This is a genomic window from Acinetobacter sp. Res13-Abat-PEC15-P4-01 (assembly GCF_015676285.1).
Taxonomy (GTDB): domain Bacteria; phylum Pseudomonadota; class Gammaproteobacteria; order Pseudomonadales; family Moraxellaceae; genus Acinetobacter; species Acinetobacter nematophilus.
This window is the reverse complement of sequence record NZ_JADAIN010000050.1, coordinates 59866-75902: the sequence shown is the minus strand read 5'-3', so window position 1 is coordinate 75902 and position 16037 is coordinate 59866. Positions and strand designations below refer to the sequence as shown.

14 protein-coding genes are annotated in these 16037 nt (G+C 36.9%); 6 read left to right on the top strand and 8 right to left on the bottom strand.

Annotation, left to right across the window (positions count from 1 at the left end; genetic code table 11):
* The 3 genes from IMO47_RS17380 to IMO47_RS17370 all read left to right on the top strand — a co-directional run bounded on the left by IMO47_RS17380 (position 1) and on the right by IMO47_RS17370 (position 3286).
* A complete protein-coding gene (locus IMO47_RS17380; RefSeq protein WP_196075293.1) occupies positions 1 to 1563 on the top strand; it encodes a PepSY-associated TM helix domain-containing protein in 1563 nt (520 codons plus the stop codon).
* Positions 1560 to 1847: a hypothetical protein gene (locus IMO47_RS17375; RefSeq protein ID WP_196075292.1), complete on the top strand. Its 288-nt coding sequence runs from the start codon at positions 1560 to 1562 to the stop codon at positions 1845 to 1847. The genes IMO47_RS17380 and IMO47_RS17375 overlap by 4 nt, the downstream gene beginning before the upstream one ends.
* A gap of 296 nt (positions 1848 to 2143) precedes the next feature.
* Positions 2144 to 3286, top strand: a complete 1143-nt coding sequence (locus IMO47_RS17370; protein WP_196075291.1) for an alpha-hydroxy acid oxidase — start codon at positions 2144 to 2146, stop codon at positions 3284 to 3286.
* 426 nt (positions 3287 to 3712) lie between these two features.
* On the opposite strand, the gene IMO47_RS17365 is transcribed toward IMO47_RS17370, so the two are convergent.
* On the bottom strand, positions 3713 to 4186 hold the full coding sequence (locus IMO47_RS17365; RefSeq protein ID WP_196075290.1) for a GNAT family N-acetyltransferase: 474 nt from the start codon (positions 4184 to 4186) through the stop codon (positions 3713 to 3715).
* Between the two features lie 499 nt (positions 4187 to 4685).
* Positions 4686 to 5582, bottom strand: coding sequence for a phosphotransferase (locus IMO47_RS17360; RefSeq protein WP_196075289.1), 897 nt, complete (start codon positions 5580 to 5582; stop codon positions 4686 to 4688).
* A 306-nt stretch (positions 5583 to 5888) separates the two neighbouring features.
* Between IMO47_RS17360 and IMO47_RS17355 the strand changes: the two genes are divergently transcribed.
* Positions 5889 to 6290 (top strand): YkvA family protein, encoded by a 402-nt coding sequence (locus IMO47_RS17355; protein ID WP_196077784.1) that lies wholly within the window; start codon positions 5889 to 5891, stop codon positions 6288 to 6290.
* 211 nt (positions 6291 to 6501) lie between these two features.
* Here IMO47_RS17355 and aac(6') read toward each other — a convergent pair whose 3' ends face one another.
* The gene (gene aac(6') / locus IMO47_RS17350; RefSeq protein ID WP_196077947.1) at positions 6502 to 6951 is read right to left on the bottom strand and encodes an aminoglycoside 6'-N-acetyltransferase; all 450 of its coding nucleotides are present in this window, start codon (positions 6949 to 6951) and stop codon (positions 6502 to 6504) included.
* 60 nt (positions 6952 to 7011) lie between these two features.
* Here aac(6') and IMO47_RS17345 point away from each other — a divergent pair, with 60 nt between their 5' ends.
* The gene (locus IMO47_RS17345; protein ID WP_196075435.1) at positions 7012 to 7284 is read left to right on the top strand and encodes a hypothetical protein; all 273 of its coding nucleotides are present in this window, start codon (positions 7012 to 7014) and stop codon (positions 7282 to 7284) included.
* Positions 7285 to 7392: 108 nt separating this feature from the next.
* On the opposite strand, the gene IMO47_RS17340 is transcribed toward IMO47_RS17345, so the two are convergent.
* Together IMO47_RS17340 and IMO47_RS17335 are read right to left on the bottom strand one after the other, a co-directional pair.
* On the bottom strand, positions 7393 to 8040 hold the full coding sequence (locus IMO47_RS17340) for an energy transducer TonB (protein WP_196075434.1): 648 nt from the start codon (positions 8038 to 8040) through the stop codon (positions 7393 to 7395).
* 330 nt (positions 8041 to 8370) lie between these two features.
* Positions 8371 to 8733, bottom strand: coding sequence for a hypothetical protein (locus IMO47_RS17335; RefSeq protein ID WP_196075433.1), 363 nt, complete (start codon positions 8731 to 8733; stop codon positions 8371 to 8373).
* A gap of 179 nt (positions 8734 to 8912) precedes the next feature.
* On the opposite strand from IMO47_RS17335, the gene IMO47_RS17330 reads away from it, so the two are divergent.
* Positions 8913 to 10790 (top strand): ABC transporter ATP-binding protein, encoded by a 1878-nt coding sequence (locus tag IMO47_RS17330; protein WP_196075432.1) that lies wholly within the window; start codon positions 8913 to 8915, stop codon positions 10788 to 10790.
* Between the two features lie 87 nt (positions 10791 to 10877).
* On the opposite strand, the gene IMO47_RS17325 is transcribed toward IMO47_RS17330, so the two are convergent.
* The 3 genes from IMO47_RS17325 to IMO47_RS17315 form a co-directional block, all read right to left on the bottom strand.
* A complete protein-coding gene (locus tag IMO47_RS17325; RefSeq protein WP_196075431.1) occupies positions 10878 to 11360 on the bottom strand; it encodes a MarR family transcriptional regulator in 483 nt (160 codons plus the stop codon).
* A gap of 530 nt (positions 11361 to 11890) precedes the next feature.
* Positions 11891 to 13039, bottom strand: coding sequence for a phospholipase A (locus tag IMO47_RS17320; RefSeq protein WP_004830448.1), 1149 nt, complete (start codon positions 13037 to 13039; stop codon positions 11891 to 11893).
* A 29-nt stretch (positions 13040 to 13068) separates the two neighbouring features.
* The gene (locus IMO47_RS17315; RefSeq protein WP_196075430.1) at positions 13069 to 16008 is read right to left on the bottom strand and encodes an insulinase family protein; all 2940 of its coding nucleotides are present in this window, start codon (positions 16006 to 16008) and stop codon (positions 13069 to 13071) included.
* Positions 16009 to 16037 lie beyond the last annotated feature (29 nt).

The window sequence follows — 16037 nt, the reverse complement described above, 5'->3', positions numbered from 1 at the left end:
ATGTTTAAATCTGTTCGTCAATCTATGGCATGGTTACATTCTTGGATTGGTCTGAGTTTTGGCTGGCTACTGTTTGCAATTTTTTTAACGGGTACTGTGACCTATTATCGTCATGAAGTGAATATGTGGATGCAGCCCCAATTTGCAGTTATGCAAACCAATCAGCATACAGCGGTACAAACCGCTTATGATTATCTGCAGAAAAATGCACCCAATGCTAAAAGTTGGTATATCGGTATTGCTCATCCGAATACGCCTGTCAATAAAATTTATTGGCAAAAAGCCGATGGTGGTTACGAAAGTAAAACTTTAGATGCCAATACAGGCAAAGAACTGAATCTTTCGGCAACACAAGGTGGCGATTTTTTTTATAGTTTCCATTATCAATTATATGGCATTCCCTACGCTATTGGACGTTTGATCGTCACATTTGCAGCACTGATCATGTTTATCACCCTAATATCAGGCATCATTACCCATAAAAAAATATTTACTGAATTTTTTACCTTAAGAGCTTTTAAAGGTCAGCGCTCATATTTGGATTTCCATAATATGAGTGCTGTTATTGCACTTCCATTCTTCTTAACCATCACGTTTACAGGGCTCGCTATCTTTTTCTATCTGCTCTTTCCTGCGGGTATGAAAAAATCATATCCGGATCGTCCATTTCAATATTTCGATGAAATTCGCAATATTTCAACAATGGTAGATGCCCAAACAGCATTACCCGAAAAAATGAAACCTATTCAATATTTTCTCCAACAAGCTCAACGACAATGGGGAGAAACCAGTTTTGATCATATTGCTGTAGACCTCCCAAACACTCAATTGAGTAAAGTAACAGTCACAGCTCTGGAAGACCATTCCATCACGCGCAATCAAGCACAAATGAGTTTTAATGGAGCCACAGGAACACGCTTAGGCAACATGCGTAATAACAGCAGTATCGCAACATTAAATGCAAGCATGTACGGTTTGCATATGGCAAATTTTGCTCAACCGCTTTTACGGTTAGGTTTGTTCTTTTCTGGTTTGTTGGGCTGCGCAATGATTGCCTCAGGCTTATTATTGTGGAGTTTAAAACGACAACTACAAAAGAAAAATGAGCAATTTCACTTTGGATATTACTTGGTCAATCGACTCAATACAGCACTGATTCTTGGCTTGCCGATTGCCATGTTGGGTTATTTGTACGCTAACCGTATTGTAAGCATAAAAGCTGACAGTCCTAATTATGAGATCTATACTTTTTTTTGTTTATGGCTATTCAGCTTGATTGTTGCCCTCGTTTCAAAGCAGCAGTATTTGTGGAAAACACAGCTTAAATTAATCATTGTAATGACATTGGCATTGCCTATTTTCAATCTCTTCTATCTTGTTTCAAACCACTATATTCATTCAATCCAAGATTATTGGCTGTTCTTCCGTGTGGATGTCATGATTTGGATGTTTGCTTTCTTAAGTATATTTTTACATCAAAAAATCACACCAATTCAAAATAAAGCTGTAGCAAAAATTCAGAAAAAAATAGCCGATAAACAAATTCGGGAATCAATCTCATGATCTTTACGCTCGCTTCGTTGCTGATTTTAATTGCAAGTTATGGGTTTTATCTTGTCAGCGCAAAACAGATCAGTAAAACACAGAAAAGCCGATTTTCCATACTCACCCAACATGTCAAATGTGTAAAACTGGCTGCATTCATTTTCATTATTATTGCCTTGACGCTCTATAGCATGGATTATGGCAATAGCATTTCACTGGTTGCCTTATGTGTACTCAGCACGCCACTGCTGTTTGGCTTAATCCTATCAATTAATGATCTAAAGCCCAAAGTTAAAAAATAACTTTACTATTTTCATCATGAAAAATTTCAGTTTTTATCTTTCAAAATGCAGGATGCGATACACAGAAAATGAAGTACTTTTTTACTTTTACAACTAAAAAATCTGTATGAATAGACAAGCAGCCAATCTTTAAACGAAAGATGCTTGCATCACGATCAACGAATAAAATTCAACCATTTAGTTTACTTTTCATCTATTTTTTACTCATTGTTAAAATAATCCTTTTAAAATAATCGCTACAACTTATGTCCAATAACAATTTGAATTGCAGTTGCACAATTCATTAAGGAAGCATCATGAATAGATTACAAAAAATCACCTGCGTGGCAGATATGCGTGAGATTTATCACCGACGTGTCCCTAAAATGTTTGTTGACTATTGTGATTCAGGTTCATGGACAGAGCAAACATGGCAGCAAAACAGTGAAGATTTTAAAAAATACCTGTTTCGACAAAAAGTTTTGGTGGACATGGACAATCGTTCCGTGAACACTAAAATGTTAGGACAATCGGTATCCATGCCAGTCGCATTGGCGCCTACAGGTTTAATTGGTATGCAACATGCCGATGGTGAAATTCTGGCTGCTAAAGCTGCCGAAAAATTTGGTATTCCCTATATCATGTCGACCATGAGCATTTGTTCAATTGAAGATGTCGCTTCCGCAACCACCCAACCATTTTGGTTTCAGCTGTATATGATGAAAGATCGTCATTTTATGCAGCAGCTTATTCAGCGTGCAAAAAATGCTAAATGTTCGGCATTGGTTTTAACGGCTGACTTACAAATCATGGGACAACGCCATAAAGACATTAAAAATGGCTTGTCAGCGCCTCCAAAATTAACCTTGGGCAATCTCATCAATATGTGCACCAAACCCGCTTGGTGCTTAGCTATGCTTGGAACATCAAGAAGAAGTTTTGGTAACATTGTCGGTCATGTCGATGGAATCAGCAATACCGGTTCTCTAGCTGCATGGACCACTGAGCAGTTTGACATGAAGTTAAGCTGGAAAGATGTCGAATGGGTTAAACAACAATGGGGCGGTAAACTGATTATCAAAGGCATTATGGAAGTAGACGATGCAATCGCTGCTGTTAATGCTGGAGCAGACGCAATTGTTGTTTCCAATCATGGTGGTCGTCAACTGGACAGTGCTCCATCGAGCATTTCAGTACTAGAAGAAATTGTGCTTGCTGTAGGCAACCAAACGGAAGTCTATATTGACAGTGGTATTCGCTCTGGACAGGATGTTTTAAAAGCCATTGCTCTAGGTGCTAAAGGCTGTTTAATTGGTCGAGCATTTATTTATGGTTTAGGTGCTTATGGAGAACAAGGCGTATTCCGTGTCTTGGAAATAATCCAAAAAGAACTGGATTTAAGTTTGGCATTTTGTGGGAAAGTGAATATCCAGCATGTCGATAAAAGCATTTTAAGATAAGCCTTCCCTACACAACACACTGAAATGGATATTCAATAATTGAGTATCCATTATGATTTTTACCTCACCAAAGAAAATGTTCGAACACTCATGGTTAAGGCAGATTTGTAGGTTCCGCGTAAAACAGACCGTCATCTAAAACCTAGCAATCTCATTACCAAAGCGCTTGTATCGGAGAGTTTATCCAAATTGATAGTGTGACCATCACGGACTGGGAGATTGTACGCATTCCAACCTGTCCTGCTGTGCTCTACGTTGATGATGAGACAAATGCACTGATAAAACAGGATTTATTAAATCTGAATCCACCTTTATTTATTTTGAAAAAACCACTCGAGCATACAGAAAAACATGTAAACATACAGAACAGAAAGCTCAACACAATCAATCAGGATAATATTCTTGAATCCTTAACAGAATTCCAAACTATTTGTGAATAAAAGAAAAAACATACATATCCTCATCAATTCCTTTCATATCCCAACCGATGCCAATAAAAAAAGATTGAGCACTTTTGTTTTCTAAAGCGACAAAAGCCTGCCAGCCTTTAGAAGGAGGATGATTGGGCCATTTAAATAAACATTCAACAGCACTTTTGCCAATACCACACCCTCGATAAGCGGGATGAACAGCTAGGTCAGAGATGCTATGTAATCCATCATTCGTTAAACTCCAGACACAGCCGACAAGTGCGATTGGCTGGTTGTCACTCATAACAACCAATTCTGGACCATCTTGCTTATTTAATACATAGTTCAACCATTCCTCGTCCATAGGTCCGAGTTCTTTATCTAATATTGGATCCTTAAACCAATCTAAAATCCACGACCAGTCTGTTTCGTTGACTTCCCTTGCACTTATGCTATGTAAATCTAACGATGCTCTTCTCATATCTTTCATTTTCTTTGCTTCAAAATTTTTTTCATAAATTCAAAATGCTAATCCCGTTTGACTGAATCACATCAATGCCAAAAGCAAATCTTTTCTAGTATTGAACTGGTAGAACAGTACAACATGAATGCTTGGACATTTGATGGGGTTTTACGCCCTCAGACCGTTAACAAAGTATTTCTACTGGAAATAATCCGACATAGCCATTAATAGTACAAGTATAAACAAGGACATTTTACTTCGTCTTAACATAATAGCTGAAAAAGAACATGTGCAACTGTCATTCCCTTATTGACTAAACTTTCAGTATAGGTAGCAGCATAAGATATATCTGATGCTTAGAATACGAGTATCAGCTATGGTCAAAATGCCCCTGCCGATTACGATATACTTGTAAAACCTATGTTGGTCTCTTTAGGAGAATCTTTTGATTTAAACTGAATATTTGAATTGGTCTATTGGGATAAATATTTTTAAGAAATCTAGCAGCAAGCAAAGTTTTGATTTTTTATGATATTTTAAAATCATTGATGATTCTTTCTAGTGTAGATCTACCTAATTGGCTCATGGCTAGATTCGTCTTTTCATAATACCAAACCAACCCAATGGCTTGTTGAAAAGCCCATGCAGCACCACGATTCCATTCAATATCACTCGAATTTAATTCATTCCTTATTGTTTCTCTTCTTTCTTTATCAAATAGATGCCATGTTGAAACCAGATCTAACGCAGGATCTGCTGCACCAAAACTACCGCAATCAAGTAAACCAACAAGTCTGTTATTTTTAATAAGAATATTGGCTGGTATAAGATCTTTGTGACTCATAACATCTTGATCAACTTTTGGCAGTATTCTGAATTTTTCCCATAAGGATTTTAAAATAACCGTATCCAGCAGATTTTTACTGTTCTCTAAACAGGTCGCAATCCATTGATCATGATCTTTAAGATTTCCACCGCGTCCTTGCCCATCAAAAACGCGATCATTTACATGAATAGATCTTAATGACTTGATAAGAGTTGAAATATCTTTAGCTAAAAAAACAGATGAGGAAAAATCAATAGGATTGGCAATATCACCCTCTAACCAACTTTGTAATATCCAAGACATTGGGAATAGAGAGCTTGGCAACCCGATACCAATCACTTTGGAAGTTGGAAAACTGGTATTGATATAGAACTCCTCAGTAGCTTTAGCTTCTTTTTGAATAATATGATAACTTTCTTGCCCATCTCTGATTTGAAGAGGGAATTTAGCAACTATATCTGTTCCTATTCTAAAAATTGCACTTGTGGTGCCTTGAGTATTTAGCTTTGTGATTTCCATTTCTTGATATTGAGGAAATTGATCCACTATTAACTGAGTAGCGGTCTTTATATCTAAGTTAATTTGATCAGAATGCATAGTGTGCACAATAGAATATTAGAATAATTATTATAAATAACTTTTATTTGAAAGAAAGACGTATTGAGTATTATTTTAAAAATTAACAATAAGACAAGAAAAACTTCCATCTTGTTTAAAATACAATTAACCCAACAATATTCTTATCATTTAATTCTATTCTAATTTATTATATTACAGCCATCACTTAGAGTATCAATCCTATTTCACTTTATTGAACACAATACATACATTGTATTCATAAATTAATTAATATTTAAGCATTATGATATATATTAATGTCTTGTTTGAATTAAAGCATATAACATGTTGAAAAAGCTAAAATCTTGGGCTAAATCTATAAAAAGTCAAATTTTGGTTGTTTGGTTCATAGCTAAAGATGAAAGAACACCAATTTTTGTCAAAATTCTAGCCGTATTTTTTGCAGCATACGCTTTATCTCCTATCGATTTAATACCTGATTTTATTCCTGTTTTAGGTTACCTTGATGACATTATTATAGTTCCTGTAGGTATTATATTAGTAATAAAACTTACACCACAAAATATTATCGATGATTGCAGAGCTCTGGCTGCAACATTCGCTGAAAAACCTATAAGTCATTATGCGGCAGCAGTGATTATATTAATATGGATCACCGTATCAGTTTTATTAATAAAATATTTTTTTCTTGAAGATTTAATTCATTTTATTCAATTTTTAACATAAATTCAGAGAAGCCCTCATTCAGAGCGCTTTATTTTCCGCATCATTCAAAGCACTACATTCATTGTATTTAGCTCCGGTTTCAATGATCCATAGTATGATTTCTTTGCCCTGTCCTTACTCAAATATTAATTATCCAGAACAAAGTATAATGAATGAACAAGTTGAAAATTTCTACACATATAAGTTACATGCAGTAGAAATTTTAAATAAATCATAAATTTTTCTTGAAAAATATAACTGTTTCTGTAGGAGTAAATCCTAATTTTTTATGCATGTTTATTGATACATGATTGTCTGGTGATGTATCTGAAGCAAGTTCTAAACAACCATGTATTTTCCCCCAATTTTCTACCGCATCCACTAATAATTTGGATAGACCAAGCTGTCTATATTCATCTAAGATAAATATTCCTTCTAAATAAGCCACAGGACTATGGCTGCAGCCGTTGACATAGTCATTTCTTATTGATGCATCAGCAAATCCGGCAAATTTTCCATTGTCGTCACAAAGCAAGAATGATATTGAATTATCGGAAGCAATCATACTTATTCCATCCTTAACATGCTCATTTACAGGATGATTAGGCCATAACAAATTACGTAATTGACCCCATTCCTCAATATTTTCGTGACTTAAAATTAATATTTTAAATGTATTCATTAGCATAATATCGTGACTTAATTTATTTAATATATATATAACACTTTCTACAGGAGAGAAATGAATATAAAGGTCTTATGCCAATTAACCTTAACTCTCTGGACTACGCCTCCCTCAATCTTTCTGCACCCATTGCGTGTCCATCAACTGCTTTTAACTCCGTTCATATTCAGTGAGGCACTTTGCAAGTATGTCCTTGTTGGTATTGGTGTACTCAATGATGATCTCTTTGGAAACCCGTTTATCCTTTCTATTGTTGATGCCCACCAAGATATTCTACCCGTAACCATCACTAAACTTTTAAGTCAAAATATTGAAATTTTGCTTGCCTGAGTTCCGATTCCGATCATGTTGGAATGTAAATTGCTCATAAATCATGTCCAATAAAACCCTCTCTGTTGAGTGGGTTTTATTTTTCTAAATTCTGTGAAAAATAATATTTTACGGTTCTTGTGCAGAATTTAGAGAAAAGTAAAAATCTTTTGTTTTTTGAATAGGATAAGGCTTACCATTAATATTTAAAGGTTGAAAGCTTGCTTTTTCTTGGAATTCTTTCAGCACGTAATTATCTAATTTAGTTAATCCACTACTTTTAGTGATCTCAGCTTTTGTTATTTTGCCGTTATTATCAGCTTCTAGATAAATACCTAATGATCTGTTTTCACCTTCTAAATCAGATTTTTTTAGAACGATCCTTGGCTCAAACGCAAATTTAGGATCTCTGGAAACTTCAAAGTGAAAAGGTTGTTTTGCACGGGCAGGATAATTAGTTGTTCTATCCCACTCATTCCAAACTTTGATTTTTGATTTTTTCATGGCCCGTACTACTAAATTATCTAAATCATCCAACCCACTACTTTTACTTACTTCAGCATTTTTAACCCAGCCACGCTCATCGGTTTCAAAATAGATCAATATATCTCTGTCATGCCCTTTTAATATTTCATCTTTAAATATAATCCTTGGCGGTATTATCCATTTCATTAACATTCCAGTTTCGTCACTTCTCTGCACTTCTTGAACCTTAGCATTTGATCCTGTACAAAAAATTGAAATCAATAAACCGAAAATTATAAATAAGCTTTTCATGATATATCTCTAGTATATTTAGCCCAAAATACTAATTTTTATGCCAAAAAGAAACCTCCTGAGGGAGGTTTGTGTATTTAAGTTGGTGCATTAAACCATTTTGGTCGTGCTGCAAATCGCTGACCAGTTGAGAGTGATAGCATTAGACAATTCACATCAATTAAAAGCGCTTCAATTTTAGTTCGCAAATCTGATTCCGGCTCACTTCTCTAGTACATTCATTTGTACGAGCAACTATATGTGCAAGATAAGCAGAAATTATTTCGACAATTATTTTAAGTGTCAGCAAAATGGGAACAATTTCATCATTTTCAAGAATAATTAACCCTGTTAGCTGGTGTACCAACTCGTAAGTATCATGATCGAATATCCATTCTCCATTTGGCAATTTGAAATTTCCAGATCTGCTTCAAAGTATTTATTTTTTGAGCTACTGGATACACCTTTGACTTCCTCTAAATATTTTTTAATAGCATTTCCTAGATGGGTATTTATCAAATCTGAATACCCCTCTAGAATATCAGGACTAAGGTTAATCGCTTTTTTACGATCTTCGATCCATTTTTCTGCTATTCTAGATGAGTTAAAAGTTGTGCTTTCAATCAAAACGGGATAGTTCTTTCTGTTAATTCTAATTTCAGCTCGATAGCGAATAGTGCCATCAGTAAGGCTTCTTTGTCTAATTGAACCCATAATTTCACGCCATTCATGTTTTACTCATGATGGCGTAAAAGTTGGCATAATAAACTTATTATTCAAACAGGTTTTCACATGTTCAAAAACAAATTTACTGCTGAGGTAAGATATTGTTTAGATAATAAGTTTTGCAAACTCATGATTGTTAAAGTAATTCACATAAAGTTAGGTAAACTATGCTGCAATGGTTTGAAAAGTTAGTAGATCCATATCCATCGAAAGGTTTAAACGAACCATTACCCACGACATTCTTTGCTTTTGTTTGGCAGGCTGCCACTGGTGTTAAACGCTATTTATTGGTTTTAATCCTCTTTACTGCTGCAACAGCCAGCTTTGAGGCACTATTTTTTTCACAAATTGGTCATCTCGTGGACTGGTTGACGCAATCAAAACCCGAAGATTTTTTGACCAGTCACCGACAAAATTTGATTGTGCTTTCAATCATCTTACTGGCGAATATTTTTTTCGCCAATATGCAATCCATTGTCAGACATCAAATTTTGTATAGCAGCTTTCCAATGCGTCTGCGTTGGAGATTCCATAATCTATTGCTTCGTCACGGTTTGGACTTTTTTCACAATGATTTTGCAGGGCGCTTGTCGGCCAAAGTCATGCAAACTGCACTTGCTGTACGTGAGTTCTGGGTAATCTTGGGTGATATGGTGACTTATGTAGTAATTTACTTTATTACCATCAGTATCGTATTAGGCTCGATTTCTCCAATTTTACTGATTCCACTATTGGTTTGGTTAGCTCTCTTTATCAGCGCTGCAAAATATTTTATTCCAAGATTGGGACGTATTTCCAAAGAACAAGCAGATGCTCGTGCAGTCATGACTGGTCGCGTAACCGATGCCTATACCAACATTCAAACCGTAAAACTATTTGCACATGCAGGACGTGAAAGCCAATATGCAAAAGAATCAATGAAAGAGTTTATGCGCACTGTGTTCAAGCAAATGCGTTTAGGCACTTCCTATGAAATCTGCATTAATCTACTGACTGCAGTTTTATTTTTTGGTGTTTTGGGCACTGCGGTTTGGTTGTGGTTACAAGGTCAGGCTGCCATCGGTGTGATTGCCGCAACCACAGCCATGATCCTCAAATTAAACAGTATGGCTGAGTTTATGATGTGGCAAACATCTGCCCTGTTTGAAAATGTAGGTACAATTCAAGATGGTATGCAAACACTCGGTCGCCCTATCAATATTCAAGATAAAGACGATGCAAAACCGCTTGTAGTGAGCCAAGGTAATATACGATTCGAGGATGTCACTTTTGCCTATAATAGTAAAAAAGTGATTGATCACTTTAATTTAAACATCCAACCTGGTGAAAAAATTGGTATTGTGGGGCGCTCTGGTGCGGGTAAATCGACACTGATTCAGCTGTTACTGCATTTCTACACCATCAATAACGGAAAAATCAGCATTGATGGTCAGAACATTGAAGATGTTACTCAAGACAGTTTGAGAAAAAATATTGCACTTGTTACACAAGATACATCTCTATTACATCGTACTGTTGCGGAAAATATTAAATATGGTCGTCCTGATGCGACTGACGAAGAAATGTATGAAGCCGTACGTAAAGCGAAAGCGGATGAGTTTATTCCTCAACTTTCGGATTTAAGAGGACGTAGAGGTTACGATGCCTATGTGGGTGAGCGCGGTGTTAAACTTTCTGGTGGACAACGTCAACGGATTGCCATTGCTCGTGTATTTTTAAAAGATGCACCCATTTTAATATTGGATGAAGCAACCAGCGCCTTGGACTCTGAGGTAGAAGCAGCGATTCAATCCAGCCTGGATGAATTGATGGAAAATAAAACAGTTATTGCCATTGCGCATCGACTGTCCACCATCGCCCAGATGGATCGCTTGATTGTATTGGATCAAGGTCGTATTGCCGAACAAGGCACACATGAAGAGTTGATTGCTCAAAATGGTATTTATGCACATTTATGGCAACGACAGACAGGAGGTTTTTTAGTTGAACCTGAGCAAAAAACCAAACAGGAAGATATCGAGAAACAAGTCAGCCTAAATGAGTAAAATCTAAATAAAAACAAAAGCCACGCCCTCCTGCTGACGTGGCTTTTGTTTTAAAGAAAGCGTTTAAACTTTTATAACATCACAGCTTTACTCTTGATCTTCAAGCTTTACATTCTGCATACCTTTATTCAGCTTATTCAAAAAGTGTACAAAAGTAACTTTATCATCAAATAAAAAACCGTCCATCGCCTGACGATAAAATTCATAAACTTTTAACTGTAGCTGATTCCAAAATATCAGCCCCTGTTCCGTTAACATCACTTTTTTTGCACGTCGATCAATTTGATCTGCGAAACGAATGACATGTTGGTCACGCTCTAAACGCTTAAGAACACCATCCAGATTTTGGCGGCTTACCCCAAGATATTCTGTCAAATCAGAAAAAGACATTCCCGTTCTTACCTGCTCTCTTGACAATGCCCCAAGTACAGCCCAGTGCACTGGAGAAACGCCAAGTTCTTTACTACTCATTCGATCAAGCGTATTGCCGAGTTGAAAGAGTCGAAAAGTTAAACGGTTATTGATGGCATATAAATTAGCATCATGTGTGCTAATCTGTTCATTTGACATTAGACTTGATCCAAACTTGCTTTATCATTTTTAGTCATTAGAGATAGATATCCATATAAGCTACTTCTCTAATACAGCTCCGTAAGCTTTCATTTTTATCATATCTGTATGATGAAAAATACCGCTCAAATGACTTAAATATTAAAATAGAATACTGTTTTTTTTATACTCTGAGATGATGTAAACTGAAATTTAATCTCTAAAAAGCTATCAAATTATAATTATTCGTTAAACAAATCTTCAATTGCAATAACAAGCCAATGAATTGTTTTAGACCTAGATTCAAAACAATAATCTATCGACATGCAATCCACATCACAATTTAAGCAAATCGTAAACTGTTGATCTATACGTAATTTAAAAAAAATGATCAACAACAAATTTCAGACGATAATTGAATGGGTTTTATCACAATTAAAAAATATCTATATACTGCTGTTTTTTAAATTAAAGCTGCTGTTGCTTGTTACAGCAGCTTTAATTAACAAATAAATCAAATACCGGCTTTTTTATTTAAACATCAAAAACCACTAGTACCAATTCATCAAAGAAACACCTAAGCCAACATAAGTTGCTCGATGATTATAATCAATCAGACTCTCACCATAACCATCAAATAACTGGAAATGTCCACGAAGTTTGCCTTTGATTGGAAATGCCCAATCAAATTGCATCGCCCCATGTGAATCATCACCACCTTTTAACGAGTGACGCAGCATCAGCGAAAAATCATTATCATTCCAACGGTAGAATGCTGTTAAGTCGCCACGCCCAATATAGTTTTTAATATCTGGATTATTATCGTCTTTGAAATCTTCTTCGATGCGGTACCATGGACGAACCATCAATGCAAAATTATCTTTTTCAAAGCCAAGATTTAAAATCACTCGATTCCAACTGCGTGAAAGTGGATCAGAGCGACCATTTGATTGATGATTTAATGTTAATCCCAACAAACGACCATTTAGACCCAATAAATTATAATTGGTTCTAAACATCAGACTTGCTTCAGGTTCGTAATTGGTCTCTCGAAATGGACGAGATTCCTCGCTGTTATATACCTGCCAGCGCGAAGATTGAGTGTAGCCCAGCCAAAGATCACCATTATTTCCAAACAGATTCTCGACTGCCTTGGTTTTTAAGGAAATTTGGAATTTGGCTTCCATTGATTTTAAATTCTGATCTTCATCTACAGTATTCTGTGGATTTGGACTATGTGGAAATTCATTTTTTTTGCTGGTCCAAAAAGCCGGAAGTAAATAAACGGGTTGATGTGCACGAATATTCCATGTCCCCAGTTTACTGTCTTGAGACAATTCCCAACGGCGATCCAATAACGAGGTGTTTGGATCAATCTTGTCGCCATGAATGGCAAATAAATTTTCAGCAGTTTGCCCAATTTTTTCTTTAAGCGTTACAGGTTCCGGCTTTGCTTTCTCGATATCCATCGCTGCACGCTGTTCTGAAACCAACACTTGAGCGGGAACTGCAGGCGTTTTAAATATCTTATCGTAACAAGCCAAACGATCTGCATTTGATTCCAGTGCCACACAAGCTTGAGTGCTTGCAGGATTCACTTGAGCTGCATCGTCTGCATAAACAGTGGTCACCAAACCAAAACTGAGCATCATTAAGATGCTCAGATTCACTGGTGTACGTTCAAAACTTTTGAACGACATAGAATTCTCCAGAAAGAATTTATTTTGAGTTAATTGACTTTTTTAATTTCAAAACCTAATTGTTCCAACACTTCTTTTTTAGCAACTGGAGCAACCACCGCGCGTACAGGTTTTTGCTCTCGCAAATAAGTGTGTGTCACACGCTTAAGATCATCAATTGTAACGTTTAATAAACGTTCACGTAATTGCTTTCTAAACGCTGGAGTGCGTCCATGAAGCAAGGCATAACATGCCGTGATTGCTTCACCTGCCGGAGAACCGGGTTTATCCATACTTGAAACCAACCCCAGAATTGCTTCTTCAAGCTGATAAGCATGCTGTTCCTTGTTCAACAGCCAGTCCAAACTTGCATCAAAGTCTTGGAAGGTTTCTGCAAGGCGTGGGTCACGATAACTATAAAAGCGGAAAGAACATGCGTTGCCATCGTAACTCGCTCCACCACCATAGGCGCCGCCTTTTTCACGGATCGCACTGTGTAAGAAACCATTACGCAAATAACCAGCCAGAACCATCAGTGGTGCTGCATCCGGGTGTGAAACTTCCACCGCTTGATAAGCAGAGGCACAGAACTGGACATTGGCTTGAATCAACCAAGCTTGATCGGCATGACTATCATCTTGCTCTACTTTAGACAAATATACCGGTGCTTGATTTACGCGCAATTTATCCCAAGCTTTTTGGACTTCTTCCACCAGACGTTCTGAATGATGTTCCTCACACACCAATAAGAATTGTTTTGGTGCAAGCATTAAACCACGATGTATTGATTTTAATTCTTCAATGAATTCGTTATAAGCATCTACATCATTTTCGATTTTTGCAACCAGATCACCAAGCCAATTTAATGCACCCAAACCGGTATTATCATAATCACGTTTAGCCAAAGCACTCATATGACGCGATGCAGTTTGCATTGCATAACTGTGACCAGAACCAGATAAACGTGAAGCCCAACGTGTCTTACGCTGTTGTAATAGTTCGATAATACGGTCTTTCTCATCAAAACGTAATTGCTCAAAAGCAAGCTTGAGTAGTCCAATCGCATCAAATCTATCCGTCAATGATTTAGTGGTCAGCGTTAACCAAGCACTAATCTGACCTTTATCATCTGTCTTAGAACGTAACGATGCCCCCATACCCAAACCGCCACTCACAGCAGTTTGCAGCTGTTGCAGCTCTAAATAGTCGTACTCACCTGCACCTACTTCACCCATTAAAACGGATAATAGGTTGAAATAAGGAGATTTGACAATCTGTTCAGGAATTTGAATCAATACTTGCTGATAATAAATGCCATTGGTACCTGCATGATACAAATTCAAGGGTGTATCAATTCCGTTGCAGATAATTTCGCGTAATTGACCTTGAACAATGGGCAACTCAGCGGGAATATCTTCCAAGCCAACCTTAGGCAATAGGTCTAAATCGTCTGGTGTCTCTTGACGAATTTTTAAAGCCTCTGTTTGTGCGATAATTTCAGCTTTATCCGCATCGCTTAAAGCGGCACCAATTTTTGCCAAACGTGCTTTTTCTTCTTGTGCTTCACGTGCAGATTTATCTGCATCTGGTACAAGCGTCATTTGTACACGATGTGGATTATCCAATAAATGAACTTGAATTAAGTTCGATAACCACATTGGATCCTTGAGTTCTTCTTTGACTTCAGCAATAACGCTATCCACATCCCATGCATGAATTGGATCGTTGTGATGAATTGCGCTACCTAGACCATTCAAGATCAGGGTTAAACCATAAGGAGTACCATCACCACTGATTTCACGTTGATGTAATTCAATTTGATGTAAAATCGCATCCACCATATCCTTGTCAATCGGTTTTGAAGCAACCTCCTGTAGAATATTCAACACGCCTTCTCTAAAAGTTTCAGCATGTTCAGGATTTGAACCTTGTACACCGCAATAGAAAGTCATCTCATAGTTTGAATCATCTACGCCCATGATTGGACCTGTAGATTGTGCATAACCACAGGTCTCAAGATAATGACGTAATGGTGAAGCAGAGTTCTCCAATAAAACGCCTTCAACCAAACGCATGCCTAAACGCAGTTTGACATCACTGGTTTTGGGCAATAACCATGACAGAATATGATATGTTTTATCTTTTAAATCTTCTGCATCAACTGCATAGGTTTCTTGTACGTCAATAGGTGCGGTTAAACGTTGCTCTTCTTTTGAATAGATCGTTTCACCTTTGGTAAACTTAGAAAGTGCTAACTTCTCAAATTGTTCTTGCAAATGATAGGCAGATTGGTCACCAAAAGTCATGAAGATTGCATTACTTGGGTGATAGTGTGATTTATAGAAAGCCACTAATTCTTCATAACTCAGGTCTGGAATCTCCTTAGGATCACCTCCAGAATTATAATGATACGTGGTTTTCGGGAACAAATGATGTGCCAACTGGTGATAAAGCTGATCAGAAGGCGAGCTCATTGCACCTTTCATCTCATTAAACACCACCCCTTTATAAACTGGCTGACCATCCTCCAGTTCAATACGAATGCCTTCTTGCGCAAAATCCAAAGGATTTAAATTAGCAGCAAAAGCAGCATCCATATAGACTTCCAAGAGGTTTTGGAAGTCTTTTTTGTTTTGTGTCGCAAAAGGATACGCTGTCCAATCTGCTGCTGTGAATGCATTCATGAATGTATTTAATGAACGGCGAATCATCAAAAAGAATGGGTCGCGTACAGGAAATTTTTCTGAACCACACAAAGCTGTGTGTTCAAGAATATGTGCCTCACCTTTGGAGTCCATCGGTTGAGTACGGAAAGCAACAAGAAACACGTTTTCATCGTGATCTGTAGCCAAATGGTAGTGCATTGCACCAGTCACTTTATGTTTATATTCAGACACTAAAATGTCTAAAGCTTCTACATGGTGTTGACGTACCAGCTGAAACGCAGGATGAACAGTTTGAGATAAGGTTTCAGTGACATCTACAGTCATGCGATCTCCAATATTAAATGTTTATCTAT

Bases quoted from the DNA above. Each gene is read 5' to 3' on its own strand.
- IMO47_RS17380 (WP_196075293.1), top strand. From the start codon at position 1: ATGTTTAAATCTGTTCGTCAATCTATGGCATGGTTACATTCTTGGATT.
- IMO47_RS17375 (WP_196075292.1), top strand. From the start codon at position 1,560: ATGATCTTTACGCTCGCTTCGTTGCTGATTTTAATTGCAAGTTATGGG.
- IMO47_RS17370 (WP_196075291.1), top strand. From the start codon at position 2,144: ATGAATAGATTACAAAAAATCACCTGCGTGGCAGATATGCGTGAGATT.
- IMO47_RS17365 (WP_196075290.1), bottom strand. From the start codon at position 4,186: ATGAAAGATATGAGAAGAGCATCGTTAGATTTACATAGCATAAGTGCA.
- IMO47_RS17360 (WP_196075289.1), bottom strand. From the start codon at position 5,582: ATGCATTCTGATCAAATTAACTTAGATATAAAGACCGCTACTCAGTTA.
- IMO47_RS17355 (WP_196077784.1), top strand. From the start codon at position 5,889: ATGTTGAAAAAGCTAAAATCTTGGGCTAAATCTATAAAAAGTCAAATT.
- IMO47_RS17345 (WP_196075435.1), top strand. From the start codon at position 7,012: ATGAATATAAAGGTCTTATGCCAATTAACCTTAACTCTCTGGACTACG.
- IMO47_RS17340 (WP_196075434.1), bottom strand. From the start codon at position 8,040: ATGAAAAGCTTATTTATAATTTTCGGTTTATTGATTTCAATTTTTTGT.
- IMO47_RS17335 (WP_196075433.1), bottom strand. From the start codon at position 8,733: ATGGGTTCAATTAGACAAAGAAGCCTTACTGATGGCACTATTCGCTAT.
- IMO47_RS17330 (WP_196075432.1), top strand. From the start codon at position 8,913: ATGCTGCAATGGTTTGAAAAGTTAGTAGATCCATATCCATCGAAAGGT.
- IMO47_RS17325 (WP_196075431.1), bottom strand. From the start codon at position 11,360: ATGTCAAATGAACAGATTAGCACACATGATGCTAATTTATATGCCATC.
- IMO47_RS17320 (WP_004830448.1), bottom strand. From the start codon at position 13,039: ATGTCGTTCAAAAGTTTTGAACGTACACCAGTGAATCTGAGCATCTTA.
- IMO47_RS17315 (WP_196075430.1), bottom strand. From the start codon at position 16,008: ATGACTGTAGATGTCACTGAAACCTTATCTCAAACTGTTCATCCTGCG.